Consider the following 25,105-nt stretch of genomic DNA (forward strand, 5'->3'; position numbering starts at 1 on the left):
ATTTTTTAATCTAATTAATTATATTCATCCCATCCCTTGATCTTCAGCTCCTCAACCTTTGTCCTCGACATCGCTTCCACAAGCCTTTTTGCGATCTGCAAATTGGTGATCAAAGGAACATCAAAATCAACTGCCTTCCTTCTTATTAAATAATCATTGTCAAGCTCTTCTTTTTCTATGCTTTTCGGTATATTGATAACAAGGTCTATTTTTCCATCAGCTATGTAACTGAGCGTATTCGGCTCTTTCTTTTCCAAAGGCCAATGCAGGACTTCTGCATTCAATCCATTGGACTTCATAAACTCAGCTGTTCCCTCTGTTGCATAAAAATTAAAGCCCATTTTTGCAAGAATCTTTTTGCTTTCCAGCAATTCTGATTTCGCATGTATCGGCCCGGTTGACAATAAAATGTTTTTCTTCGGAAGTTTAAATCCAACTGAGATGAGGCTTTTTAAAAACGCCTCATTAAAATCATCGCCAAGGCAGGCAACTTCACCGGTAGATGCCATCTCTACACCCAGCACAGGATCAGACCCCTTTAACCTTGTGAATGAGAACATTGGCGCTTTAACCCCGACATAATCAAGGTCAAATGCTGACCTGTCTATTTTAGGCACATTCTTGCCCATCATCAGCTTTGTAGCGATATCAATAAAATTTATCTTGAAAACTTTTGAAACAAACGGAAAGCTTCTTGAAGCCCTTAAATTGCATTCTATAACCTTTACATCATTGTCTTTTGCTATGAACTGTATGTTGAATGGCCCTGTTATTTTCAGCGATTCTGCAATCTTCCTTGTTATTATCTTAATCCTCCTCATTGTTTCAAGGTAAGTCCTTTGCGGAGGAAGAACAATGGTTGCATCGCCAGAATGAACCCCTGCATTTTCAACATGCTCTGAAATTGCATAGCAGAATAATTCGCCGTTATTAGCAACAGCATCTATCTCTATTTCCTTTGCATCTGTTATGAACTTGCTTATCACAACAGGATGCTCCTTGTTCACAGCTGATGCTTTCTTCAGGTATTCTTCAAGCTCATTCTCGTTTAAGACAACGCTCATTGCAGCTCCGCTTAAAACATAGCTCGGCCTTACAAGAACAGGATAACTGGCTTTTCTGGCAAATGCCTTTGCATCAGTTAAAGAAGTAAGTTCATTCCATTCCGGCTGGTCTATTGAAAGCGCATCAAGCAATTTTGAGAATTTATGCCTGTCTTCAGAATTGTCTATGCTAATCGGAGATGTTCCTAATATTTTAACGCCAACATTGTGGCACTTCAAAGCAAGGTTATTCGGAATCTGGCCGCCCATTGATATTATTACGCCAAGCGGAGCTTCTTTTTCGTAGATATCAAGCACTCTTTCAAAGCTAAGCTCGTCAAAATACAGCTTATCGCAGATATCATAATCTGTGCTTACAGTTTCAGGGTTATAATTGATCATGATTGTATTGTACTTTAAATTTCTCAATGTCAGAACAGCATTAACGCAGCACCAGTCAAATTCAACAGAAGATCCTATCCTGTAAGCTCCGCTGCCTAAAACGATAACCTGGTTTTCCTCATTGAAATCAATATCATCTTCATTGGAATTATAAGTCAAATATAAATAATTAGTTTTAGCAGGATATTCTGCTGCCAAAGTATCTATCTGCTTTACATAAGGAATTATTCCGTGCTTTTTTCTTAATTTTCTTGCAGACAATTCATCTGATTTTGTCAATATTGCAATCTGCTTGTCAGAAAACCCTTTTTGCTTTGCTTCTTTTAATAAAGATGCATCTAGATTTTCAAGCTTGCACTTGATTAATTCTTTTTCTATTTCAACTATATTTTTAATTTTGTATAAAAACCACTTGTCGATTTTGGAGAGGTCATGTATCTTATCTATTGAATAATCTTTTTTAATTGCTTCTGCTGTTGCAAAAACTCTCTGGTCAGTCGGGTTCTTAAGCTCTTTATCCAGATTGTTCAGCTCTATCTCATTCGCAACTAGGCCTTCCATTCCAATGCCCAGCATCCTGATTGCTTTCTGCAGCGTTTCCTCAAAGTTCCTGCCAATTGCCATGATCTCGCCAACTGATTTCATTTCAGTGCCTATTTCTTTCTTGACCATTTTGAATTTTTGGAGATCCCATCTCGGTATTTTGACAACAATATAATCGAGCGCAGGCTCAAAGCATGCCATTGTTTTTTTGGTTATCATGTTCTGCAGTTCTGTAAGGGAATAGCCTAATGCTAATTTGGCTGCGATAAAAGCCAATGGATAGCCTGTTGCTTTTGAAGCAAGCGCAGAGCTTCTTGAAAGCCTCGCATTGACCTCAATTATTCTGTATTCTTCGGAATTAGAGTCTAGAGCATACTGTATGTTGCATTCCCCAACTATGCCAAGGTGCCTTATGACTTTTATTGACACATCTCTTAATAAATGATATTCTGAATTTGTCAATGTCTGCGATGGAGCGACAACAATGCTTTCTCCTGTATGGATCCCCATGGGATCAAAATTCTCCATGTTGCAGACTGTAATGCAGTTATCATATTGGTCTCTCACAACTTCATACTCGACTTCTTTCCACCCTTCAAGGTATTCTTCCACTAGAATTTGCTTTGTAAAGGAAAATGCCTTTTTTGCCCTTTCTGCCAGCTCTTCTTCGCTGTAAGAAACTCCTGATCCCAAGCCGCCCAAAGCATATGCAATTCTTATCATTACAGGATAGCCGATTTTCTTTGCTGCGCTTAATGCTTCATCTACGTTGCTGGCAGCCGCGCTTCTCGGCACTTTAAGCCCTGCTTCCAATATTTTCCCAACAAACAATTCCCTGTCTTCTGTATTCTTTATTGCATCTACCGGTGTTCCTAAAACTTTCACTCCATATTTCTTCAGAATGCCTTTGTCATAGAGCTCAACTCCGACATTTAATGCAGTTTGGCCTCCAAAGCCGAGCAGGATTCCATCTGGCTGTTCTTTTTCTATTATTTTTTCAACAAAGTACTCATCTATGGGAAGGAAATATATCTTGTCTGCAAGATTTTCAGATGTCTGTATTGTCGCAATGTTTGGATTGACAAGAACTGTTTTGATCCCTTCTTCCTTTAATGCCTTTATGCATTGACTCCCCGAATAATCAAATTCTCCGGCCTGCCCTATTCTGATTGCTCCCGATCCCAATATTAAAACTTTGTTTGGCTTAATCATTATGAAATTCCCTCATGTATCTGCGGAATATTTTTATCAAATCCGGAGCAAATTTCTTTTTTTTCATCAGCTCTTTAAGCTCGTTTATTGCCATGAATTTTCCCCATTCGATTTCACTTTTCTGCAGCTTTATTTTTCCGTCATAAACTATCTTATAGACGTTGGCAATATGATTGTCAATATTATTTTTAAACCTATTTTTAAAAAGAAACTGCAGCTTTATATCTTTGGCTCCTATTTCTTCCCTTACTTCTCTCTTCGCTCCCTTATTGTATGTTTCGCCATGCTTAAGGCCTCCTCCAACAATCGCATCATAGTAGCCGGGATAATATTTTTTATTCCTGTTCCTTTTATGAACAAAGATTTCTCCTTTTGAATTAAAAACAAATACGGCAATGCCTCTGTGGAGAAGATTTTTAACCACGATCTCGTTTCTGGTCTTTTTACTCATTACTCGGTCATTTTCATCAACAACCGCCATATATTCTTTCATTTCAGCATCTCCAAAAACTTGTCAAATAAAAATCCAGTATCAACAGGTCCTGGCGTTGCCTCTGGATGGAATTGAATTGAAATGAATGGCTTGGTTGAATGTTTTATCCCTTCATTCGTATTGTCATTCACATTGACAAACCATGGCGTCCATTCATTTGGCAGGCTTTTAATGTCAACTGCATAGCCGTGATTCTGCGAAGTTATGAAGCACCTTTTTGTTCCTATTTCCAGGCATGGCTGATTCTGCGATCTATGCCCGTATTTCAGCTTATAAGTGTCTCCGCCCGCTGCCAAAGCCAAAATCTGATTTCCTAAGCAGATGCCGAATGTCGGAATATTGCTTTCCAATGCTTTTTTTACATTGACGATGGTTTCTTTTGCTGTTTTAGGGTCGCCAGGCCCATTAGAAATTAGCAAGGCATCAAATTCAAGCTTTAAAAAATCATAATCCCATGGGACTCTGATTACGGTGATGTTTCTTTTCAGAAGGCTTCTTATAATGTTATTCTTAACTCCGCAGTCTATAACAACAACTTTTGTTTTTCCTTTTTCATAAATAATTGGCTCTTCAATGCTTGCTTCTGCAGCCAAATTTCTTTTATTCGGGTCTTCAAGCTCAATGTTTTCATCATCATAAACTATCTTGCCGAGCATTGTTCCCTTTTCCCTTAATTTTTTTGTCAATTCCCTTGTGTCAATACCCTGAATCGCAGGAATATTGTGCTCCTTCAGCCAGTCTGAAAGCGATCTTTTCGCATTCCAATGAGAATAGTTTTCGCTGTAATTCGAGACAATCAAGCCGGAAATCTGTATTTTATCAGATTCAAAATATTTTAAGATATTGTCTTCTTTTTCATTTCCAGGAACGCCGTAATTGCCGATCAGAGGGTATGTAAGGGCTAATATCTGGCCTTTGTAGGAAGGATCAGTCAGAGTTTCAGGATATCCGACCATTCCCGTGTTAAAGACAACCTCTCCCGAAGCGCTTTTTTCAGATCCGAATGAAAATCCCTGGAAAACAGAGCCATCTTCAAGAACAAGCTTTATTTCCGCCCCTTTTGATTGCATATTAAAAAGATGAATGAATTAGCCCAGTTTATAAGCTTTTTTGTTGTTGAGAATATAGATCATAAAAGCCCGGTTGTTTCGTCAAGGCCGTGCATCATGTTGAAATTCTGCACTGCCTGGCCTGCTCCTCCTTTGATCAGGTTGTCTAATGCGGAAATAATAATGATCTTGTTATTGTATGCACGAGGTTTTATATCGCAGAAATTAGTTCCATTCACATTCTTTGTCTCAATTTCATCAGCTATCCTTATAAAATGGCTTTTGCTGTAAAACTGATTGTATTCTTTAATCAAATTTCCAAATTCTTCATGATTGCAAAAAATAGTTGAAACTATTCCTCTATATGCGGTGTCTATTCTCTGCGGCACGAATAATGCATTTTCCAGGCCCAATGCTTTTTCAATCTCAGCAATCTGTAGATGCGCATTGCCTTCTTTATATATTTTGAAATTGTCTTCTTCCTGCACTTCAAGCCCGGCTCCAGAAATTCCGCTTGTTGAGGCTATATGAACATTAGAGATTTTTTCTTTTATAGGAGCTAATGCCAGTATGATTGAAGTTGCGTAGCAGCCTGGATTCGCAACCTTTTGCGCAGCTTTTATCTTACTCTTGTTCAATTCAGGCAGGCCATAAACCCAACCATCATCAAGCCTGTGGTCAATGCTAAGGTCTATCAGCTTTTTTCCATTTAGTTTAGGCAGATAATTTCCGCTTTTCCCGTAAGGCAATGCGAGAAAAACGATCTCCGCATCTGACAAGCTTCCTGTGCTGCCTTCTTTCCTGCTCTCCGTATAAACTATTTCTGCATAAGGATGCTTATTCAAAATCTGAACTAATGGCTTTCCGAGCTTTCCAGTATGGCCGATTATTCCGACTTTCACTTTATTCATTTTGCCGCCAGTGTTTCTTCTTTGTTCAAAGCGTAATCAATGATATCATGCAATTCATCTTTAGGGCCGCCTATCCAGAATACAATGAATGGCTTGCTGTAATAGCAGCCGCTTCCGTTGTTTTCTTCTATTTTTTTCTTGTACATCTCTTTTTTATCGTTATCAATCTTGCATCGCCAGAACAATCCTGATTTTTCTGAAAAAATGCCGGTATTTTTCAGCTTTAACAGCTCTGAAAATATCTTTGATCCAAGCCCGTTTCCCTCTGTATTTTTATTGACAGCAAACTTATCCATGTAAGCCCAGCCTTTATGATCTTCGATTATTGCTGTTCCGTCGTAATCTTCTTCAAGAACAATGTGCGTAATGGGCTCTTCACCAAAATAATTATCAATTAATTTCTTGCCTTTAAAGGCAGATTCAATCAGGCTCTTAAGCTTGTCTTTGTCAATCCCATTCAGGCCATCACAAGTAATTGTATTATAACCATAAATAATCTTTGTTCCCGATCCCTTGTAGCTGAACAATTCTGACCACAGGTCTTTCAATAAGGGCGATATAATCTGAACGCTGTTTTTGTTTCCCAGCTTTTCAAGCAGGCTTTTTGCTTCATTGAGCTTTTTCAGCATTCCTCCGCTTACAACGCCTTCATCCGCCAGTTTTTGGTAATCATCAATTATGCTTATTTTTTCTATAAGCTTCTGATCTTTATCCAAAACACCACCTATCCCTGTTATAGATATGCATTTGTGCGGCTTAAGCGCCATTACAAGGGCTTTTGCTGCTGTGTCTGCATTTATATTGTAAATTTGGCTTCCATCATAGCCAAGCGGAACCAATAATGGCGTGGCTTTGCTTTCACAGGCTTTCTTTACAAGCTCTAAATTCACGCCTGTTGGCTCTCCAACATACCCCAGGCCATCGCTTAATTTTTTAGCAGCAAATATATGCTCACTTGTAAGGTCAACAAGATTGAGCCCGTATTCTTTTGATAAAGAAAAAATTTTGCCCTTCAATTCGCCAACTACTTCTTTTATTATGCCCAATGTCTCAAAATCAGTAACCCTGTTGCCTTCAATGGATTTTGATTCTATTCCCTTTTCTTTTAGTTTTTTATTAAGCGGCTCACCCCAGCCAAACAAGACTACAGGATATAGCTTCAGATATTGCAGCACGCTTATGCTCATGATTATTTCTTCGAGCGAATTTTCAATGCAGTCGCCGCTTACCTTCATAACTGCAAATTCAGATGGCTCCAGCTGCTGGTATTTGCTCAGATAGCTCTCGAATTCCTTGCCTCCGATGCTGCTTGTCAAATGCCCGATCACATGTTTTATGTTTTTCATGCATTGCAAAAACTCGCATTCTTTTATAAAATTATCGTCCTATTCCGGACAAAATAAACATTAATGTCCGAAACAAAACATTTATAAATAAGCGAATAATTTCATCATTATGGCCAATATAACAAAGCTAACAGAGGATTACATAAAAAACAGCCCGTTTATCAAGCAGCAAAGAGAAGAACATCAAGAATTTTGACGCTATTTTAGTTGCATGCAGGCGGTATTGTTACAAGCTAAAGAAATCTGCTTATTCGCCTCCTATAATTGACCTATTGAAAGGCAGCAAGCTGTCTATCAGGGATAAGATCGTTGTTGTAATTCTGGAGCCAGATACATCTTTTAAGGAAATCCTGCAGCTCCAAAAGGAAGTAGAGGAAAAAAACGAGATAATGCACGTGATCAGGGGAGCAAATGCAATAACATTGATAACAACAGAGGATTTTTTAAGCGATATAGAAAGAAAGTTTAAGCATGATATATTGAAAGTATCGAAAGATCTCGTTGAAATCATGATGAAAAGCTCTGCTAAGATGGAATCAATTCCGGGTGTGATGGGCTATATTTATTCTTTATTCGGCGAGAACAGCATAAACATCCTTGAAACAATGTCCTGCTGGACAGATACGATCTTTACAATCAGGAAGGAAGATCTGCCGAAGACAATGGATATATTGAGCTTTAACTCATAGCGCAGAAATCATATGGTTGCCTATTCAATGCCATTAGCCGTAGGCGAAAGTGCATGTGGTCAAGGACGAAGCGACGAAGAAGTTTTTGTTTGCAAGCGTAAAAAAGAAGTAAAGGGATGGGATTTTTAAAAAGGAAATATTTAAATAATGATCGTTAATTTATATGATTAAGGAGAGATAATGTAATGGAAACTCTTATAGAACCAAAAAAATACACACGAAGTTATGGGATGCAAAAACTATGGCTTTGCAATGTTTATGGGTTAGATAAACAATCAAAAAATGTTGATGTAAAAGAAACTTTAAAAAGGATTGTTGGCGTTTGTGAGAAAGATAAACCAAAAATAGAAAGACTTGTTGGTGGAAATTTTGAAATTAATAATGGTGTGGAAGATAGAGGCACACATATATCTTATCCTAAATTAAGATTTAACATTGGTGATGAACATTACGTATGCAATGTTAATATAAATCCTTCTATAACACAAACAGCTCATTGGTATAAAGATAAGATATGGGTGAATATAGAATCAATGTTACAACAACCAATAGGGAATCTCAGGGAATTTTTTAATAAAATTAAAAACTATGCCGAAAAAATCGAAGAAACTGTAAAGTCTTCTTATTTTTCTGCTATTGGAGGATATGAATTTAAACATGCATATGAGATAACGATAAGAGATGCGGGAATAGAGATGGAAAAGGGGAGTAAACTAGATGAGTTAATGAAGGCAGAACCAGATCAATCCTTAGGTGATATCTTAAATGATGGGCATGTTCAGGCGGTTCTTAGAGACTTGTTAAGTGCTCATAAGAACAGAATAGTGCACTCTACAATAGATGAACTTCGAGGTTCTGATATTCGTTGGCGTACCACACAAGATTCAGAGGGGCATACTCTTTTGAGCGGTATAGAAATTACGAAAGATAGTCTAAATGTTATAGGTCTTGCTAATTTTTTAGATGAAGAAGAATTAAATAATAAAAGGGTATTTCATATTTTAATGATGGTAAATAATATTTGAGATGACCCCTAAAATAAGCCCAGCCCAAATAAACTACTTCTTCTTTCATTAAAAGCGAGCTAACAAAAATTGCGTTGAATTATTCGCTCTTCGCAGCCTGGTAATTGCACTTCTCATTCGGGCATTTGTAGATGTCATAATTTGTATCGCCAACCTTATAGCTGGACTTCTTAACGAGATCTGACTTGCACAAAGGGCATTTCTTGGCCGCCATATTGCAGTTATTAATTCAAAGAAATATAAAACTTTCTATTATTTCATCGATCTTGCCAGTTTTTTATGATGGGTTTCCTGCGCTGTAAGCCTTCCGAATATTTGGCTGCCTTCAGCGCTTTTACTGAAGAGCTCCTGCACAGCCTGCAAAGCTCTTCTGCAACAATCCTTAAATGCTTCATCGATCCAAAGAGCAGCTCATTTACAAGCTTGTAGTTCTTGCTATAATCTAAGTCATCAATGTTGTCAACATAGAAATTAATTGCATTGATCTCTGTTTTAATATCCTGCTTTAAAACCCTTATAAGATCTTTTTTTGTGTACATATGATGAGCCTGTGAAGCGGGCTTTTTAAAGCTTTCTTTTTTTCTTGTTCATGGCGGGCACTTCATTTGTCCACTTCCCAGCATAGTCTTACAGCTGGCTATGATTCAAGAGAAACCCTACACCCCTTATCACAGATAAGGGGATTGCTGGCTCACTCCGTTCGCTCGGTCGGGTTTATACAGAGCTGCAATTCAGATAAATATAAATAATAATTGTTGATTATTTGCGCTGATGATCAAGAATAAACTAAAAGAATGGTTTAAGAGGTATGCGCTTGCTGAATTGACAGGCATTCTTTTTGCCCTTATTTTTTCAAATCTGTCGATGTTTTTCTTTAAAAACACAATAATTGCCGGCTTTATAGGCACTTGGATGGATAATTTAGGGTTCTATGGGATAATAGTGCATAGGGATTTAAATAAAAGAAAAAGAAACAAGAAATTAAATTTCCTGGATTACTTAAAACAATTAAGAAACATGATAGTCGAGTTTGGGCCGGCAGAGTATCTTGACAGCTTCATCATACGCCCGCTCTACTACTCTTTTTTACCATACGTCATAGCAGACTATTCACTGGCGATCTTCATAGGGGCAATTTTAGCAGGTATAACATATTATATCCCTGCAATTATTTCTTATGAATTCCGCAAGAAGATTTTCATGGATTAGCCCTTAATATTCCACTCCCCTTCTTCCAACAACTCCGCCCTGCATCGGATGCTTCATTTCATTCATCACAGTAACAAGATCAGCAGCGTCAATTACTTCTTTCGGCGCATTCCTTCCTGTCAGGACAAGCTCGACATTAGACGGCTTGTTTTTTATCAGCTCAAGAACAGCATCAGCATTAACCAGCCCCTTGTCCATGCAGTTGTTTATCTCGTCGAGAACAACAAGATCATAGTCGCCAGAATTGACAACTCCTTTTGCATGCTCAAATGCCTCAATAGCGAGCATCTTCTGCTCATCATCATCAAGAAAGCATTCTCTGCACTCCCCGCAATCAACATCTTCACGTATATAATTCAGATGCGGAAATCCATTTGCTCCTTCAAGCTTCAGCTGCTTCTTCTCCTTCACGCAGTGCTTCCCAAACTGCTTTATTTTGAGCTGCGGCAGAAAATTAGTGGCTGCAATGAACTCGCCTGTATACGCCCCGCCTTTAAGGAACTGCACAATATAAACTTTCAAGTTCTGGCCAATGGCCCTTAATGCAATGCCTAATGCAATGCTTGTTTTTCCTTTCCCGTTTCCTGTATAAACCTGGACCAGTCCAAGCCTGTTTGTTGGCATCTTGTATTAGTAAAGTTGCTAATGAATACTTTTACTATAGAAAAACACCACCACAACTGACAGCAGACGGACATTTTCTAACGAAAATGTCCTGCGAGCCACCCCGTAAGGGACAACCCCCGTCTCGCCTGCGTCAGTGGTGGTGTTTTTCTCTCAACAAAAAAATCCAGCCATGGTGCCGACGAGGCGAGGGTTGGCTCCTACGGAGTGCCGAGTAGGACAAATTTCTTTCAGAAATTTGTCCGTAGGCACCATGGTTGGCTGGATTTTTTGGTTTATCGCGACAATGAATTAACAATTTAATTTGTTCTTATAAGCTGCATATTGAATAACCGCACTGCGGGCATGTTGAGCATCCTTCCTGGATCTTCATCTTGCTGCCGCATTCAGGGCATTTCTCTAAAAACTTGCCTTTCTTCTTTCCGTCCTCTTCTTTTTTTGTTATCTCTATGTTCAGCACTTGATTTTCCCTGCTTCCATCTCTGTAAACTGTAACGCCCTTGCAGCCAAGCTTGTAAGCAGTAAGGTAGACTGTTTTGACATCCTCTGTTGTCGCCCAATTCGGGAAATTAACAGTCTTGCTCACAGCATTGTCTGTATGTTCCTGAAAAGCGGCCTGCATATTTACATGCCACTCCGGCCTTATGTCGTGGCTTACAACAAAGATTCTTCTTCCTTCATCAGGAATCTCCTTGATGTTTTGTATTGATCCTTTGTTGGCAATGCTTTTCATCAGCTCCTCGCTGTAAAATCCCTCTTTCTTTGCGTAATTCTCAAAATGCTCATTCACATAAACAAGTTCCTTGTTGTCCATTACCCTTTTAATGAATGATACAGCAAACAATGGCTCCACTCCGGAGCTGCAGTCAGCAATCATGCTTAATGTCCCGGTTGGAGCAATCGTTGTGACAGTTGCATTCCTCATTGTTTTGAATTTGGATGCCCAGATGCTGTCCTTGAAATTCTGGAAAGACCCTCTTTTTCTGCCCAACTCTTCAGACATTTTTCTTGCTTCATCGCATACAAACTTCATGATGCTTCTTCCTGTTTCAACGCCGTCTTTTGAATTATACGCAAAGTTCAGCTGGAAAAGCATATCGGCAAACCCCATAACGCCCAACCCAATTTTCCTGTTTGACTTGGTCATCTCCTCTATTTGCTTCAATGGAAACTTATTCATATCAATTACATTGTCCAAAAAATGAACGGCTTTTCTTACAGTTTCACTGAGTCTCTCATAGTTTATTTTTCCGTTTTCAACAAATTTGCCTAGATTTATGCTGCCGAGGTTGCACGATTCGTAAGGCAAAAGGGGCTGCTCGCCGCATTGGTGAACTATGATTGAATTACAGACCATAGAATGTGTAACGGGTTCTGTCAAATCGTAAACTTCGTTTAAGCCAGCGCTCTCGACCATTACAACAGTATCTGTGAATTGTTTTTCCCGCCTCTTTTTGAAGCGAATATTTTCTAGATGCTGATTTTTACGTTTGCCAATAAAACCTATTTTCTTCTTAAAACTGTCCATATTCGCGCCAAAGATGCCTAGTTCGTATAATACGCCATCAGAATTGTATGTTCTTCTTTCCCCGTTTTTTGTGATGTACTCAAACAGGCCTTCTCTTGGCGGCCTTGAGCGATCATAGATTACGCTTTTTATGCCGAAATTCAAAAGAAGCACCTGCACTTCCTTAAGCAGCATTATGCTCTTAGATGTTAATGCCATCCAGTCACTTGCACTTTTTTTGCTGTCTCTGACTGTGCCGTCTGCGGTAAACAATCCTTGCAGAAATCCGGCAGCAGCTTCTTTCGGCGCAGAGAATACGCTCTCAGGAACGCTTTTCTCATCCGGGCGAACAACCTTAACTCCGAGCTTCCTAAAGTAATCCACAAAATACTTCGAGTGGTAAGATAAATGAATCACATTGTTTTTCCTTTTTATTTCCTTTATTTCATTGCCATAAAAATTATTTATCACTGGACTTATGTAATTGAGAATTTCTATATCATCATTGCCAAATGTGAATCCGATTCTGCAATTTTTGTCCCCTTCGCGGATCCAACCATCCGCAATCAACAAACCAAGTATTTGGCCAAGTTCTTTTGACCATTTTGAAGGCAGGTTAAGCTTATATGCCCTTCCATTGCTTCCTTTGAATTCATTCTTCACATCAAATTGAATATCATATTTGCTGCTGAATCTGCCTTCTCCGGACTGCAATAAAACTTTTTTTCCTAAACAATCTTTTAGCTCAAACCAGCCGTCTGTTGTGAGGATTTTGTGGTCTGCTGTAGCAACAAGCTCATAACCGCATTTTGTTGCCAATCTGCAGCATTCTTTAACTCCTGTTTTCCAAACAGCAGATATCGGATTAAAACTGACCCCTTTCTCCTTCATTTGGAGTAAGCTTAGTGTTCCATCTTTATTCAGAACAGAAATGGGCACTCTGTTATCAACAGCTATTTTAATTACCTTATGTTTTTCAACTAAGTCTTTCATTCTCATCAACCCGAACTCAGTAGAAACCAGACAATCGCCTGTAACGCATGGATTAGTGCTTTCGATCTCACCGATTTTCGGCGTCGGATTAGCTCTGTTCATCTCATCAATAAATATTACTCCTGGCTCTCCGTTCTTCCACGCCATCAGAACAATCAAATCAAAAACATTTCTTGCAGGAAGAGTTTTGGCAACAGACTTATCGTGCGGGCTTATCAGCTCATATTCTTCGTCTTTTTCAACAGCTTTCATGAACTTGTCGGTCAAGGCAACAGATATGTTGAAGTTGTTCAATGCATTCAGTTTTTCTTTTGATGTTATGAAATCAATTATGTCGGGATGGTCAACCCGCAAAATAGCCATGTTAGCGCCGCGCCTTTTGTTATGCACCAAAATGCTGTTCGCAACAAAATAGCCGGTAGCCGGAACCATTATGTCCATTGTGTGCTCTTTTTCAGTATTGATCTCAGAAACCTGGCTGTAGAAATATTCGTCATTTGCTGCTTTCAGCAGCTGCTCATTTCTTAATTCTGAAAATGTATTGAGCAGCTCTTTAAGCCTCTTTCTTGTGAGATTCCTTGCAGAACTGGTTTTTATGCCGGACAAATGGTGCTGTATTGCCCTGTATAATTCCCTATTCGCGCCTTTCTTGCTTCTGTTCTTGCCGCATCCTCTCCCCGGGCCATCATAAAGGCTTCTCAATAAATCAACTTGATTCGGTATAACATCGTTTTGCTCAAATTCCCTGATCTTATATCTCTCTTTTAGCTTATTATTTTTTCTCTCAGAAATGAAGCCGATATTTTTAATGAATTCGCTTATGCTCCTTTCCTGGATTATATTTAAGTGATGAATTGGATTCTTTCCGTATCTGTTGCTGCTTGTATATCTGTGAAATGTCGAGACAATCCCCAAGCCAAATAACAATTGCTGCACATCTTTAACCAGCCTTTGTGATGCTGAATAGAGCCTAGGATAGCCGTCTGAATGCACATCTCCATCGCCTTCAAACAGGCCTTTTAAGAATGCAAATGCGCTTTCTTTCGAGGACTGGAATATATGAAGCGGAACAAACGCATTCAGAGCCCCGTCTTTTTTCCATCCTGATTTTTCAAAATAACTGCAGATGTTTTTTGAATAGAATATCAGGCATATGGAATTTTCGCCTTCCTTTTGTTCTGTTCTGTGCTCTGAAACGCCAAAATTTTTCAGCATTAATTCGCAAATCCTTTCTTTTAGCAAAATATCAGAGGATTCTACTGCAAAAATAATTCTTCCGCCGCTGCTTATGCAGCCATCAGCCATGTAAATTCCAAGCAATTCTGCTAAATCAGGGCTCATTTTTTTTGGCAGCTCTGCATGCTTGGTATTAAAATGCTGTTTGAGCTCTATAGCTGGCAGTTCTGTATCTTCAGCAATATGGCCGCCAAGAACATGGATAACCCAATCTCCTTTTTTAACATCTTCAGCCTTCTTCCACGAGAATTTTCCTTCCTCGCCAACAATGCCTATACTGTGGTTGTAAGTTGCTTTAATTTCGGTGCCTATCTTTGTCTTTATGCTATACACTTCAGCAACATTATTATCTTCTGCCAAAAATGCCTGCTCAAAGCCGCCATTTGTATAAACAAGATGGCTTGTCGGGCAATCTCCTAATGAAGGGCAGTTCAAAAGCTTTCCAATTGGCATGACTCCTTTGTTTGTCCTTATTAGGCTGCCTGTAGCTATGCATCCGCCCTGCTTGATAACCTCTGTTGTAACGTCAAATACGCGCATAAAAGACAATGGCCCGGAAGCAACTCCTTTAGTTGACATCACAAGGTCATTCCTCGGCCTTAGTCTTGAAAAAGAGAATCCTGTATTGTGAACAACTGCAAAGCTGTTCTCCCCAGCCAAATAATTGTTGTTTTCAGACATAGTAAAATCATAGAAATCCCCTGCACAAGCGGCTTTCTCAACAGCTACAACGCGGTGCAGAGTGGGCAGAACAGACAGCCACATCTTTAATGTCTCTTTTTCTGAGGATGTTAATTTTTCTGAAAAAGTTAAGATTATTTTGAGCAGCTCTAACACCTTATTTAAAGAAACGCCCTGATTCTCTTTCCACCTCGCCAGCCAAAAATATGTGTCTTTAATCTTTATTGATTCTTTGTGAATTTTGCTATTTTTAGTGGCTACATCTATTCGGTTAAGATAAGGCTCAATATCTGCAAAAGAAAGAGGGCATGTCCGGCTTGTATTCTTTGAAGACGCTTCAGCAAATTTCTGCAGCCTTTCTCTTCTAAAGTTATTTGCAAGATGATGCTTGACCAAATCCCAGAGGCGGCTCAATTGCTCCTGCGTATCTATGTTTAGTTCATGCATCATATGCCATTTATTTTTGCGCGGCTTTCTTTCCCTGACTGATGTCCTGAAGCCGAGCAAAGACAACAAACAGCTTAGCTCTTCAATAAATTGCTTGCTTGCTGAAGCATAATTAACCCTGATCTTTTCCTTGCTTACATACCCGTCAGAATCAATCAGCCCTGCCAGGAAAGAGCTTATAACAGGCAAAGGAGACTTTAAGACCGAAGAAGGAATACGAATATCCTTTTTTTCTCCGAGAACATTGCATACCGACCTTATAAACGCTATTATTCTGCGGTCATAGCAAACAATATAATGGGTTTTGTTTCGCCTGTCTTTCTGAATCTTGTATTTCTTATTGGTGACAGCCGCCAATATATTGACTGCCTTATTTAAGCTCTCGACTGACTCATCAAAAAATCTTAACCGCAGCCTGTCTAGATAAGGCCCCAATGAGCCGTCACCCAGGAAATAGCCCAATAACCAGCCCATTTCTTCATTAATTTTAATCCCGTTGACTTCCTGATATTGCTCAAACGGCCAATTTTCCAAAATGCTGCTGTTTGAAAATATCGCCCAATCTCCGGGCTTTATCTCATCTGCACGCCTTTCCAGAATTTTGCCATTCTCAAAAACAAAAAAAGGATGCCAATCGCTTGTAGTTGCCTTTGAGTTTCCCTCAAAACAAATGCTAAAAACCCGCTCTTTAGGCAGAGTGTAATGCCAGATCTTATCTATTTTATCTTTAGAAAACTTTCCTGTTCTCTTATCAAAAGAAAAGGTAAAGATATTTTTGCCAGCCAGCTTTATGAATGATTCGCTGTTTTGGCCTTTTTCCTCAGGCACTTCTTTTTTAAGCTTATTATATAGGATTTCGATCTTCTCCAAGCCGCAATATGTGGTAAACACATTTGAATCCTTATAGACGCATCCTCCTCCGCTTTTGTGTATCACAGCCGTATTCTTCACAGTTTCAAATATCTCCTCAATAGAATCTCCTACAGGAAGAACGAAGCACGCTGACAATTGCTGCAGCTTTGTTCCTGCATTCATCAATGTCGGAGAATTAGGAAGAAACTCAAGATTTGACATCATTTGGTAGAATTCTTCCTCTGTTTTGCCTGAAACAGCATCTTTATCATAGAGCTTGTCTGCCTGCGCAACGTTCTTTGCAACCCTTCTGAACAATTCATCCGGAGTTTCTATTAAAGCACCGTTTTTATCCTTCAATAAATACCTCTCCTTAAGAACCTGCAATGCATTGACAGAAAGCTTTGTCTCAAAAGTTTTGCCAATGATCATCTCCTTAACTTCTCTCAGTTCCTTATGCTTCTGCCTGTACAGGATGAATGCCTTTGCAGTCTGCGCATGGCCCTGCTCAATAAGAACTTTCTCTACAATGTCCTGCACTTCCTCAACATGAGGTATCTTTTTTCCGTCATACTGCTCATCAAGAACATTGACAACCTTATCTGCAAGCTTTTCAGCTGTTGCGCGGTCCTCTCCGCCAACAGACTGCGCTGCCTTGAATACTGCATTTATGATCTTTATCTTGTCAAAGTCAACTGTACTGCCGTCTCTTTTTATTATCTTTGTTACTTTCTTAGAATTTGTCTTCCCATCATCCTCTTGCTTCATCTTTCCCCCTCTTTTCAAGTAATTTTTAATTGATTTCCGCTAATAACCGCATAAAAATCAACATTAAGCCATATTTAAACTTTTGTGCTTTGAATAATATATATTCTACAGTATTATAAAAATAATTTTGAATGATTTACATTAAATTTCTTATTCCCCTTCAAACTCCGCCAACTTTAAAATCACATACTAGTTTTTTAATAATCTATCCTTTCTTTTCAATTCTTTTGTCTTTTTCCGTTGCAGAAAGGTAGTTCTCACCTGAAATAATTGATCTGCCTATCCTACGTTCAGCATCTTTCCTTGCGTTGCCGGCGACCTCTCCGCCTTCTTTTGCAGAATCTTTGCATTCTGGAAAATCCTTATCATCTTTATTTCTGGTGATCTCGGTGGTAACTCTCTCGCCAAGCATTGTAAAGATAAGCTCGAGGTCATTCATGTGGTCGCGCAGATTTTCTCTTTTCAGCCCTTTGAGTTTTTGATATTCGCTTGGCGTCATTCCAAAGGTTGCTTTTGAGATTTCTGCTGTTAAAATAGCAAACTCCCTATCCGTTTCTACCCCTCTTTTGTTCCATTCATCTGTTAATTCATCCCTTATTGCAATTCCCCTTACTCTTTTCTCAATCCAGTCTTCAGAATAGCCCTTTGCCCTGTAGATTTCCTTCATGCGTTTTTGAGCTAGTTCAGGATTTTGGATTTCTTCAACTCTATCATAACCTACCTGAGCCAACCATTGCTTAAATGGTTCTGCTTTAGGAGATGGAATAGATTGGATGATTCTGAACATATTTTTTGTATTGGCGCAGTCTGTTTCCCTTAATCTGCCATCATCTGCCATTAACTTCAACTGTCCGATTTTTTCGGACACTTCAAAACCTTCATCGGTAAGCTTAACCTTTAAATCAGACCAGTACTTTCTAGCTCTATCGGTTTGGGTTAATGCACCTATTATATCAACTACTGAAAACCACCATTCATTATTATGCCAGATTCTCCTTATCTGCTTTCCTTGAAACACAACTAATGCATTATTTTCTTCCACTTTATTCACCTTCAAACTCCACCAGATTAAAAACCTTGTAATTGTTTTCCAGTAACTTGTTCTTTCCTTTCAATTCCGGAAGATCAACAATGAAGGCGCACTCTACAATATTGCCGCCGAGCTTTTCAATAAGTTGGCAGGCAGCCAACGCTGTACCCCCGGTAGCAATCAAATCGTCAACAAGCAGCACATTATCTCCCTTTTTTATTGCATCCTTGTTCATTTCAATTGTGTCAGTGCTGTATTCTGTGTCATAAGTTAATGTTTCAACCTCTGGCGGCAATTTTCCTTTCTTCCTTATCGGAACAAATCCAACGCCAAGCTGATGCGCAATTGCTCCGCCAAAAATAAATCCTCTGCTTTCGATTCCGGCAACAAAATCTATTTTGGCATCTTTGTATCGCTCAACAAATTCCTTGATCACATCTTTCAGGCCCTGAGCATCTTTCAGCAATGTTGTAATATCCCTGAACATAACGCCCTGCTTGGGCCAATGCGGTATTGTCCGGATTTTTGATTTAATATGCTCCATTGTATTTGCCTCTACTGTGGCTCATAGTCTTTTTCTAACAGGGATTTGCATCCAAATTCTTCAATTATTTTTTCAGCAGCATTTCTTCCATAAGCCACCACTCCTATTCCGTTGCCATTTTTTATAATCTTATATGCTTTTAAATTACGTTCAAAGTATAAGATTAAAGACTCTTTTTCTTTGCTTATTGTGCACCCAAATTTTTCAGCCACTGCATCAGCAAACTCATCAAGCGATATGCCTATTGTAATCACAAGCGGTATCGGCTTTGTTTTTGATTTTTTTGTTATAAGTTCAACACCCATAATAATCACCTATGTTATCTTTGTTATGACTTTCAGCAATAATCGTTTTACATTGGCGACATTCTTCTCAAATACTTTTAATATCTCATGCCATTCAACCGGAGCTTCATCTGTTTTCCAGCAGTCATAGTCAGTTGACATGGCAACAACAGCATATGGAATGCCGGCTTCATTTGCAAGTATTGCTTCCGGGGCAACTGACATATTTATTACATCTGCACCCCATATCCTGAACATATTGGATTCTGCCCTTGTTGAAAACCTCGGGCCTTCAATTGTTACAACTGTCCCTTTTTCATGCATTCTTAAGCCCAATTCTTTTCCAGCTTCTATCAATTTCCTTCTTAATCCTTCTGAAAAAGGGTCTGCCATAGGCGTATGCTTTGCGTTCTCAGCACCCGGCTCAAATTCTTCGTAAAAAGTTATCTTTCTGTGCCTTGTAAAATCTATGAACTGGTTGAGAATGACAAAATCCCCTCTCCCGATTTCCTGCCTTAAAGAGCCGCAGGCAGTTGTTGCCAATATATGAGTGCAGCCCTGCTCCTTCAATGCATGAATGTTTGCCCTGAAATTAACCTGAGATGGCGGAATAGTATGTTTTCTTCCATGCCGTGCAATAAGCACAACATCAACACCTTCAATAGAGCCGATTGTTAATGGCGAAGACGGCCTGCCAAAAGGAGTCATGACTTCTATTTCTTTTGCATCTTTCATTATTTTTGGATCGTCCAGCCCGGAGCCTCCGATAATTCCTATTTTAACCATTGATTTACCCCAGCCACACATTTATTATTTGATTTAAATAGTTTTTGTTAATTTTTGTTTATAATAAAATTTTCAGAAATATTTATAAAATCCATTAAATTTATATCATAACATGAAAAGTAAAGAAGCTCGAAAAGAACTTGGAGAAATAGTCAGAGTGATTTCAGAATTAGATAGAACCAAACTTGGCGGTAAAATAAAAGATAATAGATTGCATATGGACATTGTTGTATTGGACCACCCCCTACATGTTTTTAGTAAAAGAAAGGGGAAACAGCTTTATTTTAGTATCATGAAGAATGAGCCATCTGTTTATGGTTATGTATATCTTGGTGAAAGAGAAAAGGGGAAACATGATTTTCATTTATCTTTCAATTGTTCTATAATAAAATCAGTAGAGTCTTTAGTCCCAAAAGATGAGATTAAGACTTTAGATCTAAATGGTTATGAGGTAGAAATGCGTTATTTTCGTTCTTTGGCAAGGTTCTGAGAGTTGTTATCTCAAGAGCGAACGAGTGAAGAACATTAAACTTTTCAGTTCCGCCTAGCTCAATTTTCAGAAATCTTTTTAAACTAAAACAGTAAATTAACTTCATCACTTATGGAGGTTTTCAGCATGGCAAAAGAAGAAGAAAACGAAGAGGAATTTGAAGATTACGATGAAGATTCTGAAGAAGATCAGAAAAAAACTGAAAAGAAGGAAGAGCCTGAAGAAAAAAGCGAAGCTGAAGAAACAGAAGAAGATTCTGAAGAAGAAGAATCAAAAGAAGAAACTGAAGAGAAAGAGCCTGAAAGCGAAGAAGATAAAACAACAGAAGAAGCTGAAGAAGAGAGTGAGGAACCAGATGATGACGAGTCTGAGGAAGACAGGCTTAAGAAAAGAAAGAAGAAAGGCGAAGAAATAGAGGAGGATGAAGAAGAATTTGAAGAATAAATTTTATTTTCTATTTATTTCTGGCTTGTACTGGCAGATATAAAAAACATAGTCAAGCACTGCTAAGTTCAGCGTTGTATGCGCAGGCGCTATTATACTCCCATATTTTTGCAGTGTTGATTCTGGGCCGTCGTTAACCGAGGCAAATAAGCGGCCATTAAGAACGATCATTGTTGCCCTATTTCCCAATATACTGAATTCATACCTCCCAGGAGTTATAACACCAACAGTAGAGTCATGTTCTAGTAGTTTAACCAATCTTCTGCTCACAATAATTCCAGTTGGGAATTCACAAGCATTAGGAGGTTCAACTGCAAATTCTCCAGATAATAAATCACTTATTTCAGGATTTTCCTTCCTCAAAACTGATGCATTCGGATATTTATCCAGTAATTTTCTTATTGCTTCTTTCTTGTTCATGATTTTCACCTGTTCCTTGAATAATTGTCAACCACAAAATCAAGGCATTTGCGGATTACAGGGATCGAAGAAGGCAGATGTTTTTTGACAAAATCAGCAATTCCTTTTCCTGCTCCGCTATAATAAAAATCTGTAAATGCCCTGCCAAATGGGTTTTGCATTAAAACATCACGTTTAAATTCCTGAAGTCTTAGAACATTCGGATGATTTGCATCGCCATAAACAGCAGTTGCAATAAAACATTCCTCGAGAAATTCATCAGATTCTCGCGGGTATATATCGGCAATAACTTTAATTTCTCCCAGATCATTGATGTGAAAGTATTCTGTATCACCCACCTTGATCAAGCCTTCTTTTAATCTATCCTGCTTAGAAAGATCTGCAAATTCTTTTAATTCGCCTTCTACCTCCTTGCTGCATACAAAGATGTCAGCATAAAGTTCTTCTTTTGAAGATCCGGCGTCTAACTTAAGCAGACCGTCTTCCAGTTTATCTTTATCTTGCTTTTCAAATGGAAGTGCCTTCACGCTTATCATTGGCTTTAAGAATAAAGCTCCATTTATAAATTTTGCTGTTGTGACTACTGCCGAATAATCTCAATATAAAAACCAATACATTTTTATTTGAAAAGGCATTTTCTGATAATATGAGCAACAAGCTGCCGTTCGAATTAATAGAGTACAAGATCTTAATTAAAAAGCCCTCTGAAACTTCTGAAAAATACGGCTGCATTCCGGAAGACAGAAAGACAGAAGAGATCATAGAATACGGAATAATCAACTTAGACAAGCCAAAAGGCCCGACATCGCACCAGGTTTCTGCTTATGTCCAGAAGATTTTAGGGATTTCAAAGTCAGGGCATTCTGGAACATTGGATCCGGCTGTTACAGGCATTCTTCCGGTTGCGCTTGGCAGGGCAACAAGGATTGTACAGACATTATTGCCAGCAGGAAAAGAATATATCTGCCTGATGCACATTCATAAACAAATAGAAGAGAGCTTATTGAGAAAAGTTCTAGATGATTTCCTAGGGAAGATAAGGCAGCTGCCTCCGATAAAAAGCTCTGTAAAAAGAGTGGAAAGGACAAGGGAAATATATTATCTCGAAATTCTTGAAATCCAGGACCAGGACATTTTGTTCATAGTAGGCTGCCAGGCAGGAACATACATAAGAAAACTGTGCGATGATATTGGAAAAAAACTTGGCTGCGGAGCCCATATGGCGGAATTAAGAAGGACAAAAGCAGGGCCTTTCAAGGAAGATGAAAGCCTGTCCACGCTGCAGGACCTGACAGATGCATTCTATTATTACAAAAAAGAGAACAATGGAAAATTCATCAGAAAAATAATACTTCAGATTGAACATGCTGTTTCTCACCTTCCAAAAGCATGGGTATTGGATACCACAGTTGACAGCCTGTGCCACGGATCAGATTTGAAGATTCCGGGAATAAGCAAATTAAATGATAAAATAATTTTCAGCGATATGGTCGCTGTAATGACTTTAAAAAACGAACTAATAGCGATCGGCATAGCAAAGATGAATTCTGAAGAGATCATGAAAAAGGACAAGGGCGTTGCTGTGAAGATCGAAAAAGTGTTCATGCAGCCCAATACTTATCCGAGGATTTCTTGAATGAAAAAGGTATGTGGTTTGCGATGACTTCTTACCCGCTACTTTAAAAAATAGCATTATAGAGGGTAAAATTTATTTATTCTAAAATTGTTGCAGAACAAAAAGATTTATAAATATAAAGTAATTATCAATCATTAGGTAAAATAAAATGGGCGAGACACCAACTTTCTTAGGAAAAAAGGTTACACTTGATGAAGGATTAGCAATGACCCATGAAGAAAGGGACGCATATCAAACTGAAGCTTTGAATAAAAATCAGGAATGGATTGAACATCAGTTAGATTTATATGGCGCAGAATGGGTAATGATTATTGATGGAGAAGTTGTAAAACACGGTGTTTCCCTTGAGGACTATCCTAGAGATGAGCTAGTATTATCTACGGGCAGAAAATATAATAAATTTCCATATGTTTTTGCGAGAAACCCCATAATTAAAGAATCTTCAATTAGTTCTGGAAAACATTTGTGCGATATTGTTAAATAAGTTTCCATTAAAAAAAGAAGATGAAGCATCGTCTCAATTTATCTCTGAACAGGGGGCATTGAAATGAAGGAATATGTATTGGCCAGGATCAAAGATATTTATTATAAATATAGGCTATTGGGCCCTAACCCCGAAAACTATCATCCTGCAGGCATCGATATTAGCTTTCTCGTTTTAGAGATGTTTAGCGCAAATAACAATAAATATGCTCCTTCAATAAACGACAGGATAGTTACATGTGAGCCTGGATTCAAATGGGGGGGCAATAGGCAGGCTGGCGAGGCATCAGTTGAATTTTGCAACCCTGTTTCTGCCAGGGAATTAAAAGAATTCATGGCGCGTGTTAACGAAGCAAGACGCGATCTAGTTAAATACTGTGAAAGATTTATGCACGCGAGTCAGTGAACTGCTGCTGATTTCTTGGATCGACCCGCAAGGGTTCTTGCGCGCCCTCGCACTAAAAATTATTGTGGCAAAAGTTTAATATGCTTTCTTTCATTAATTATTCTGTCAGACTCTCTTTTTATTGCCGCAAATATTGCAAATTCAGGATTTACTGTAATGCTTATGATGTCCTTGGGAGGTCCGCCTGCAAAGCGATTTTTGAGAGTGGTGCCATCAACAGAATGCCATTCTTCAGCTTCTCTTTCCCAGTATTCTTTGTCTTGCTGAGGAATGTGAATTCGTTCCATGATGCAGTCTGCAATATAAATGTTTAATGGATCTTCAATACAATTGAGATTATGCTCTGATAATGGCCTTGGATTGGCAAAATACCCGCATAAGCCTTGCTCTAAGCCATCGACACATGCTCCTGCAGTTCTCAGATACATATTAAAATCAAGTATTTCTTTTGATTCCATTGCCAGCATGGCCTTTTTAATCTCCTTATAGAGAATACCTTGATAGCTATCAAATCCACCTATAGTCTCTAAGCCGCTTTTTTCTCTCTTGGCTAATTCACAAGTCATATAGACCAATAATCACAATGAGGATATAAATCTTAGTGTTTAATTTATGAATCTTGAGATTTCAGACAAAAAGCTTTTCTCTTACACGATAATTGTTTTCGTATATTTTTTCTATTTCAGAATAATATTTTTTTATTCTTCTGTAAACCTCATTAAAAAGCGGATGCTGTCCGTAATCTTTTTTTAGTTCTTCTAGCTCTCTTAACTCTTGCCTTACATTTTCTTCAAGTATGCCAAAATCTATTTTCTTACACTTATGTGAATTAAATATCATCATAAAATCAAGAGCTTTTTCTGTTAGAAGCATCTTAATACCCCTCAATGAATAACCGCCTATAAAGAGGTCTTTTTTTGCAACTTGTGCTTGTTTATCTCTCATTTTTTCTCTTTTATAATTTTTACAATGCCTTCTAATGGCAACGATTCATCAAAATTTAGTTCGCTCATTTCAACCAATGTGTTTATAGATTTAATCAAGTGCCAATAGTTAAAGGATTTTTGTATGTCTTTTCTTTGTTTTGATACCCCTATGTCTGTTGTGCACTTGTCAAATCCATCCAGCACCTTTTCATTAGCGGAACTTAAAAATTCTGAAAATGCATCTAAGGACATCTGCATGCATCCTTTTGGCAGCACATTGTATGTTTCTATAATGTAATGCTTAAGTTCCCCTATCCTTTTGGTTCTATAGTCTGCCATTTAAACCCCTTTCTGATTATCGTGATTATGGCTGCATTTATAAATTTTGCCCAGACATCCAATGTAGTTATTTAATTATTTAATATACCAGTATACAAAAACGTAACATTTATATACTAGTTATGATATTCGTAGACTTCCTAATCACAATCAATATCAAATCATACCGTCATTCATTCGATAACATCACAGCTCACGCAATTATTCTCTTAATAAGCAAAACGATAGCATAAAAAATCGAGGTGAAAAAATGGAGGAGTTAGAAGTCGGGAACGCAAATATAAAAG

At 38.4% G+C, this 25,105-nt stretch carries 24 protein-coding genes and 3 pseudogenes; 8 read left to right on the top strand and 19 right to left on the bottom strand.

All coding sequences use genetic code 11. The annotated features are described in order from the left end of the window. Window positions 1-14: 14 nt before the first annotated feature. From carB to HYU07_06450, 5 genes are read right to left on the bottom strand one after another with little or no spacing between them, the layout of a single operon-like run. Window positions 15-3,200: a carbamoyl-phosphate synthase (glutamine-hydrolyzing) large subunit gene (gene carB / locus HYU07_06430; protein ID MBI2129844.1), complete on the bottom strand. Its 3,186-nt coding sequence runs from the start codon at window positions 3,198-3,200 to the stop codon at window positions 15-17. Then, a complete protein-coding gene (locus HYU07_06435; GenBank protein ID MBI2129845.1) occupies window positions 3,193-3,693 on the bottom strand; it encodes an NUDIX domain-containing protein in 501 nt (166 codons plus the stop codon). The genes carB and HYU07_06435 overlap by 8 nt, the downstream gene beginning before the upstream one ends. Next, the gene (gene carA, locus HYU07_06440; GenBank protein MBI2129846.1) at window positions 3,690-4,763 is read right to left on the bottom strand and encodes a glutamine-hydrolyzing carbamoyl-phosphate synthase small subunit; all 1,074 of its coding nucleotides are present in this window, start codon (window positions 4,761-4,763) and stop codon (window positions 3,690-3,692) included. Before carA ends, HYU07_06435 begins: the two co-directional genes overlap by 4 nt. A gap of 59 nt (window positions 4,764-4,822) precedes the next feature. After that, the gene (argC, locus tag HYU07_06445) at window positions 4,823-5,644 is read right to left on the bottom strand and encodes an N-acetyl-gamma-glutamyl-phosphate reductase (protein ID MBI2129847.1); all 822 of its coding nucleotides are present in this window, start codon (window positions 5,642-5,644) and stop codon (window positions 4,823-4,825) included. A gap of 5 nt (window positions 5,645-5,649) precedes the next feature. Then, a complete protein-coding gene (locus HYU07_06450) occupies window positions 5,650-6,999 on the bottom strand; it encodes a hypothetical protein (GenBank protein ID MBI2129848.1) in 1,350 nt (449 codons plus the stop codon). A gap of 272 nt (window positions 7,000-7,271) precedes the next feature. Here HYU07_06450 and HYU07_06455 point away from each other — a divergent pair, with 272 nt between their 5' ends. Both HYU07_06455 and HYU07_06460 read left to right on the top strand, forming a co-directional pair. Beyond that, window positions 7,272-7,688 (top strand): hypothetical protein, encoded by a 417-nt coding sequence (locus HYU07_06455; GenBank protein MBI2129849.1) that lies wholly within the window; start codon window positions 7,272-7,274, stop codon window positions 7,686-7,688. Window positions 7,689-7,873: 185 nt separating this feature from the next. Then, window positions 7,874-8,713: a hypothetical protein gene (locus HYU07_06460; protein MBI2129850.1), complete on the top strand. Its 840-nt coding sequence runs from the start codon at window positions 7,874-7,876 to the stop codon at window positions 8,711-8,713. A 257-nt stretch (window positions 8,714-8,970) separates the two neighbouring features. On the opposite strand, the gene HYU07_06465 is transcribed toward HYU07_06460, so the two are convergent. Further along, window positions 8,971-9,252: a hypothetical protein gene (locus HYU07_06465; GenBank protein ID MBI2129851.1), complete on the bottom strand. Its 282-nt coding sequence runs from the start codon at window positions 9,250-9,252 to the stop codon at window positions 8,971-8,973. Window positions 9,253-9,484: 232 nt separating this feature from the next. Here HYU07_06465 and HYU07_06470 point away from each other — a divergent pair, with 232 nt between their 5' ends. Continuing rightward, window positions 9,485-9,922 carry a hypothetical protein gene (locus HYU07_06470; protein ID MBI2129852.1) on the top strand — a complete coding sequence of 146 codons (438 nt, stop codon included), beginning with the start codon at window positions 9,485-9,487 and terminating at the stop codon, window positions 9,920-9,922. 3 nt (window positions 9,923-9,925) lie between these two features. On the opposite strand, the gene HYU07_06475 is transcribed toward HYU07_06470, so the two are convergent. The 8 genes and pseudogenes from HYU07_06475 to mtnP form a co-directional block, all read right to left on the bottom strand. Then, window positions 9,926-10,546, bottom strand: a complete 621-nt coding sequence (locus tag HYU07_06475; GenBank protein MBI2129853.1) for a cob(I)yrinic acid a,c-diamide adenosyltransferase — start codon at window positions 10,544-10,546, stop codon at window positions 9,926-9,928. Window positions 10,547-14,777: 4,231 nt separating this feature from the next. Then, window positions 14,778-14,963 (bottom strand): annotated as a pseudogene (locus HYU07_06480) (hypothetical protein). Between the two features lie 1,359 nt (window positions 14,964-16,322). Beyond that, window positions 16,323-16,694 (bottom strand): annotated as a pseudogene (locus HYU07_06485) (hypothetical protein). A gap of 18 nt (window positions 16,695-16,712) precedes the next feature. Further along, window positions 16,713-17,030: pseudogene (locus tag HYU07_06490) on the bottom strand (hypothetical protein). A gap of 205 nt (window positions 17,031-17,235) precedes the next feature. Beyond that, window positions 17,236-18,081: a Bro-N domain-containing protein gene (locus HYU07_06495; GenBank protein ID MBI2129854.1), complete on the bottom strand. Its 846-nt coding sequence runs from the start codon at window positions 18,079-18,081 to the stop codon at window positions 17,236-17,238. Next, window positions 18,074-18,604: an adenine phosphoribosyltransferase gene (locus tag HYU07_06500; protein MBI2129855.1), complete on the bottom strand. Its 531-nt coding sequence runs from the start codon at window positions 18,602-18,604 to the stop codon at window positions 18,074-18,076. Before HYU07_06500 ends, HYU07_06495 begins: the two co-directional genes overlap by 8 nt. Window positions 18,605-18,615: 11 nt before the next feature. Continuing rightward, window positions 18,616-18,909, bottom strand: a complete 294-nt coding sequence (locus tag HYU07_06505; protein ID MBI2129856.1) for a hypothetical protein — start codon at window positions 18,907-18,909, stop codon at window positions 18,616-18,618. A gap of 9 nt (window positions 18,910-18,918) precedes the next feature. After that, window positions 18,919-19,674, bottom strand: a complete 756-nt coding sequence (gene mtnP / locus HYU07_06510; GenBank protein MBI2129857.1) for an S-methyl-5'-thioadenosine phosphorylase — start codon at window positions 19,672-19,674, stop codon at window positions 18,919-18,921. Window positions 19,675-19,786: 112 nt separating this feature from the next. On the opposite strand from mtnP, the gene HYU07_06515 reads away from it, so the two are divergent. Together HYU07_06515 and HYU07_06520 are read left to right on the top strand one after the other, a co-directional pair. Further along, entirely contained in the window at window positions 19,787-20,164 is a 378-nt protein-coding gene (locus HYU07_06515; GenBank protein MBI2129858.1) for a hypothetical protein, read from the top strand. 126 nt (window positions 20,165-20,290) lie between these two features. Then, the gene (locus HYU07_06520; GenBank protein ID MBI2129859.1) at window positions 20,291-20,608 is read left to right on the top strand and encodes a hypothetical protein; all 318 of its coding nucleotides are present in this window, start codon (window positions 20,291-20,293) and stop codon (window positions 20,606-20,608) included. A 3-nt stretch (window positions 20,609-20,611) separates the two neighbouring features. Here HYU07_06520 and HYU07_06525 read toward each other — a convergent pair whose 3' ends face one another. Both HYU07_06525 and HYU07_06530 read right to left on the bottom strand, forming a co-directional pair. Continuing rightward, a complete protein-coding gene (locus HYU07_06525; protein MBI2129860.1) occupies window positions 20,612-21,028 on the bottom strand; it encodes a DUF1255 family protein in 417 nt (138 codons plus the stop codon). A 5-nt stretch (window positions 21,029-21,033) separates the two neighbouring features. After that, on the bottom strand, window positions 21,034-21,564 hold the full coding sequence (locus HYU07_06530) for a hypothetical protein (GenBank protein MBI2129861.1): 531 nt from the start codon (window positions 21,562-21,564) through the stop codon (window positions 21,034-21,036). A 110-nt stretch (window positions 21,565-21,674) separates the two neighbouring features. Here HYU07_06530 and HYU07_06535 point away from each other — a divergent pair, with 110 nt between their 5' ends. From HYU07_06535 to HYU07_06545, 3 genes are all read left to right on the top strand, one after another. Continuing rightward, on the top strand, window positions 21,675-22,664 hold the full coding sequence (locus HYU07_06535; GenBank protein MBI2129862.1) for an RNA-guided pseudouridylation complex pseudouridine synthase subunit Cbf5: 990 nt from the start codon (window positions 21,675-21,677) through the stop codon (window positions 22,662-22,664). A 148-nt stretch (window positions 22,665-22,812) separates the two neighbouring features. Further along, complete coding sequence (locus HYU07_06540) at window positions 22,813-23,148, top strand: hypothetical protein (protein ID MBI2129863.1); 336 nt, start codon at window positions 22,813-22,815, stop codon at window positions 23,146-23,148. A gap of 63 nt (window positions 23,149-23,211) precedes the next feature. After that, window positions 23,212-23,553 carry a hypothetical protein gene (locus tag HYU07_06545; GenBank protein MBI2129864.1) on the top strand — a complete coding sequence of 114 codons (342 nt, stop codon included), beginning with the start codon at window positions 23,212-23,214 and terminating at the stop codon, window positions 23,551-23,553. Between the two features lie 59 nt (window positions 23,554-23,612). Here the strand turns inward: HYU07_06545 and HYU07_06550 are convergent, their stop codons facing one another. From HYU07_06550 to HYU07_06560, 3 genes are all read right to left on the bottom strand, one after another. Beyond that, window positions 23,613-24,119, bottom strand: coding sequence for a hypothetical protein (locus HYU07_06550; GenBank protein ID MBI2129865.1), 507 nt, complete (start codon window positions 24,117-24,119; stop codon window positions 23,613-23,615). A gap of 61 nt (window positions 24,120-24,180) precedes the next feature. Continuing rightward, complete coding sequence (locus tag HYU07_06555) at window positions 24,181-24,498, bottom strand: hypothetical protein (GenBank protein ID MBI2129866.1); 318 nt, start codon at window positions 24,496-24,498, stop codon at window positions 24,181-24,183. Beyond that, window positions 24,495-24,818 (bottom strand): hypothetical protein, encoded by a 324-nt coding sequence (locus tag HYU07_06560; GenBank protein MBI2129867.1) that lies wholly within the window; start codon window positions 24,816-24,818, stop codon window positions 24,495-24,497. The genes HYU07_06555 and HYU07_06560 overlap by 4 nt, the downstream gene beginning before the upstream one ends. Window positions 24,819-25,105: the final 287 nt, after the last annotated feature.

Source organism: Candidatus Woesearchaeota archaeon (assembly GCA_016180285.1).
Classification (GTDB): Archaea; Nanobdellota; Nanobdellia; order Woesearchaeales; family JACPBO01; genus JACPBO01.

Coding starts and splice junctions, on each gene's coding strand:
- carB (MBI2129844.1), bottom strand. CDS start 3,200: ATGATTAAGCCAAACAAAGTTTTAATATTGGGATCGGGAGCAATCAGA.
- HYU07_06435 (MBI2129845.1), bottom strand. CDS start 3,693: ATGAAAGAATATATGGCGGTTGTTGATGAAAATGACCGAGTAATGAGT.
- carA (MBI2129846.1), bottom strand. CDS start 4,763: ATGCAATCAAAAGGGGCGGAAATAAAGCTTGTTCTTGAAGATGGCTCT.
- HYU07_06450 (MBI2129848.1), bottom strand. CDS start 6,999: ATGAAAAACATAAAACATGTGATCGGGCATTTGACAAGCAGCATCGGA.
- HYU07_06460 (MBI2129850.1), top strand. CDS start 7,874: ATGGAAACTCTTATAGAACCAAAAAAATACACACGAAGTTATGGGATG.
- HYU07_06465 (MBI2129851.1), bottom strand. CDS start 9,252: ATGTACACAAAAAAAGATCTTATAAGGGTTTTAAAGCAGGATATTAAA.
- HYU07_06470 (MBI2129852.1), top strand. CDS start 9,485: ATGATCAAGAATAAACTAAAAGAATGGTTTAAGAGGTATGCGCTTGCT.
- HYU07_06475 (MBI2129853.1), bottom strand. CDS start 10,546: ATGCCAACAAACAGGCTTGGACTGGTCCAGGTTTATACAGGAAACGGG.
- HYU07_06500 (MBI2129855.1), bottom strand. CDS start 18,604: ATGGAGCATATTAAATCAAAAATCCGGACAATACCGCATTGGCCCAAG.
- HYU07_06505 (MBI2129856.1), bottom strand. CDS start 18,909: ATGGGTGTTGAACTTATAACAAAAAAATCAAAAACAAAGCCGATACCG.
- mtnP (MBI2129857.1), bottom strand. CDS start 19,674: ATGGTTAAAATAGGAATTATCGGAGGCTCCGGGCTGGACGATCCAAAA.
- HYU07_06515 (MBI2129858.1), top strand. CDS start 19,787: ATGAAAAGTAAAGAAGCTCGAAAAGAACTTGGAGAAATAGTCAGAGTG.
- HYU07_06520 (MBI2129859.1), top strand. CDS start 20,291: ATGGCAAAAGAAGAAGAAAACGAAGAGGAATTTGAAGATTACGATGAA.
- HYU07_06525 (MBI2129860.1), bottom strand. CDS start 21,028: ATGAACAAGAAAGAAGCAATAAGAAAATTACTGGATAAATATCCGAAT.
- HYU07_06530 (MBI2129861.1), bottom strand. CDS start 21,564: ATGATAAGCGTGAAGGCACTTCCATTTGAAAAGCAAGATAAAGATAAA.
- HYU07_06535 (MBI2129862.1), top strand. CDS start 21,675: ATGAGCAACAAGCTGCCGTTCGAATTAATAGAGTACAAGATCTTAATT.
- HYU07_06540 (MBI2129863.1), top strand. CDS start 22,813: ATGGGCGAGACACCAACTTTCTTAGGAAAAAAGGTTACACTTGATGAA.
- HYU07_06545 (MBI2129864.1), top strand. CDS start 23,212: ATGAAGGAATATGTATTGGCCAGGATCAAAGATATTTATTATAAATAT.
- HYU07_06550 (MBI2129865.1), bottom strand. CDS start 24,119: ATGACTTGTGAATTAGCCAAGAGAGAAAAAAGCGGCTTAGAGACTATA.
- HYU07_06555 (MBI2129866.1), bottom strand. CDS start 24,498: ATGAGAGATAAACAAGCACAAGTTGCAAAAAAAGACCTCTTTATAGGC.
- HYU07_06560 (MBI2129867.1), bottom strand. CDS start 24,818: ATGGCAGACTATAGAACCAAAAGGATAGGGGAACTTAAGCATTACATT.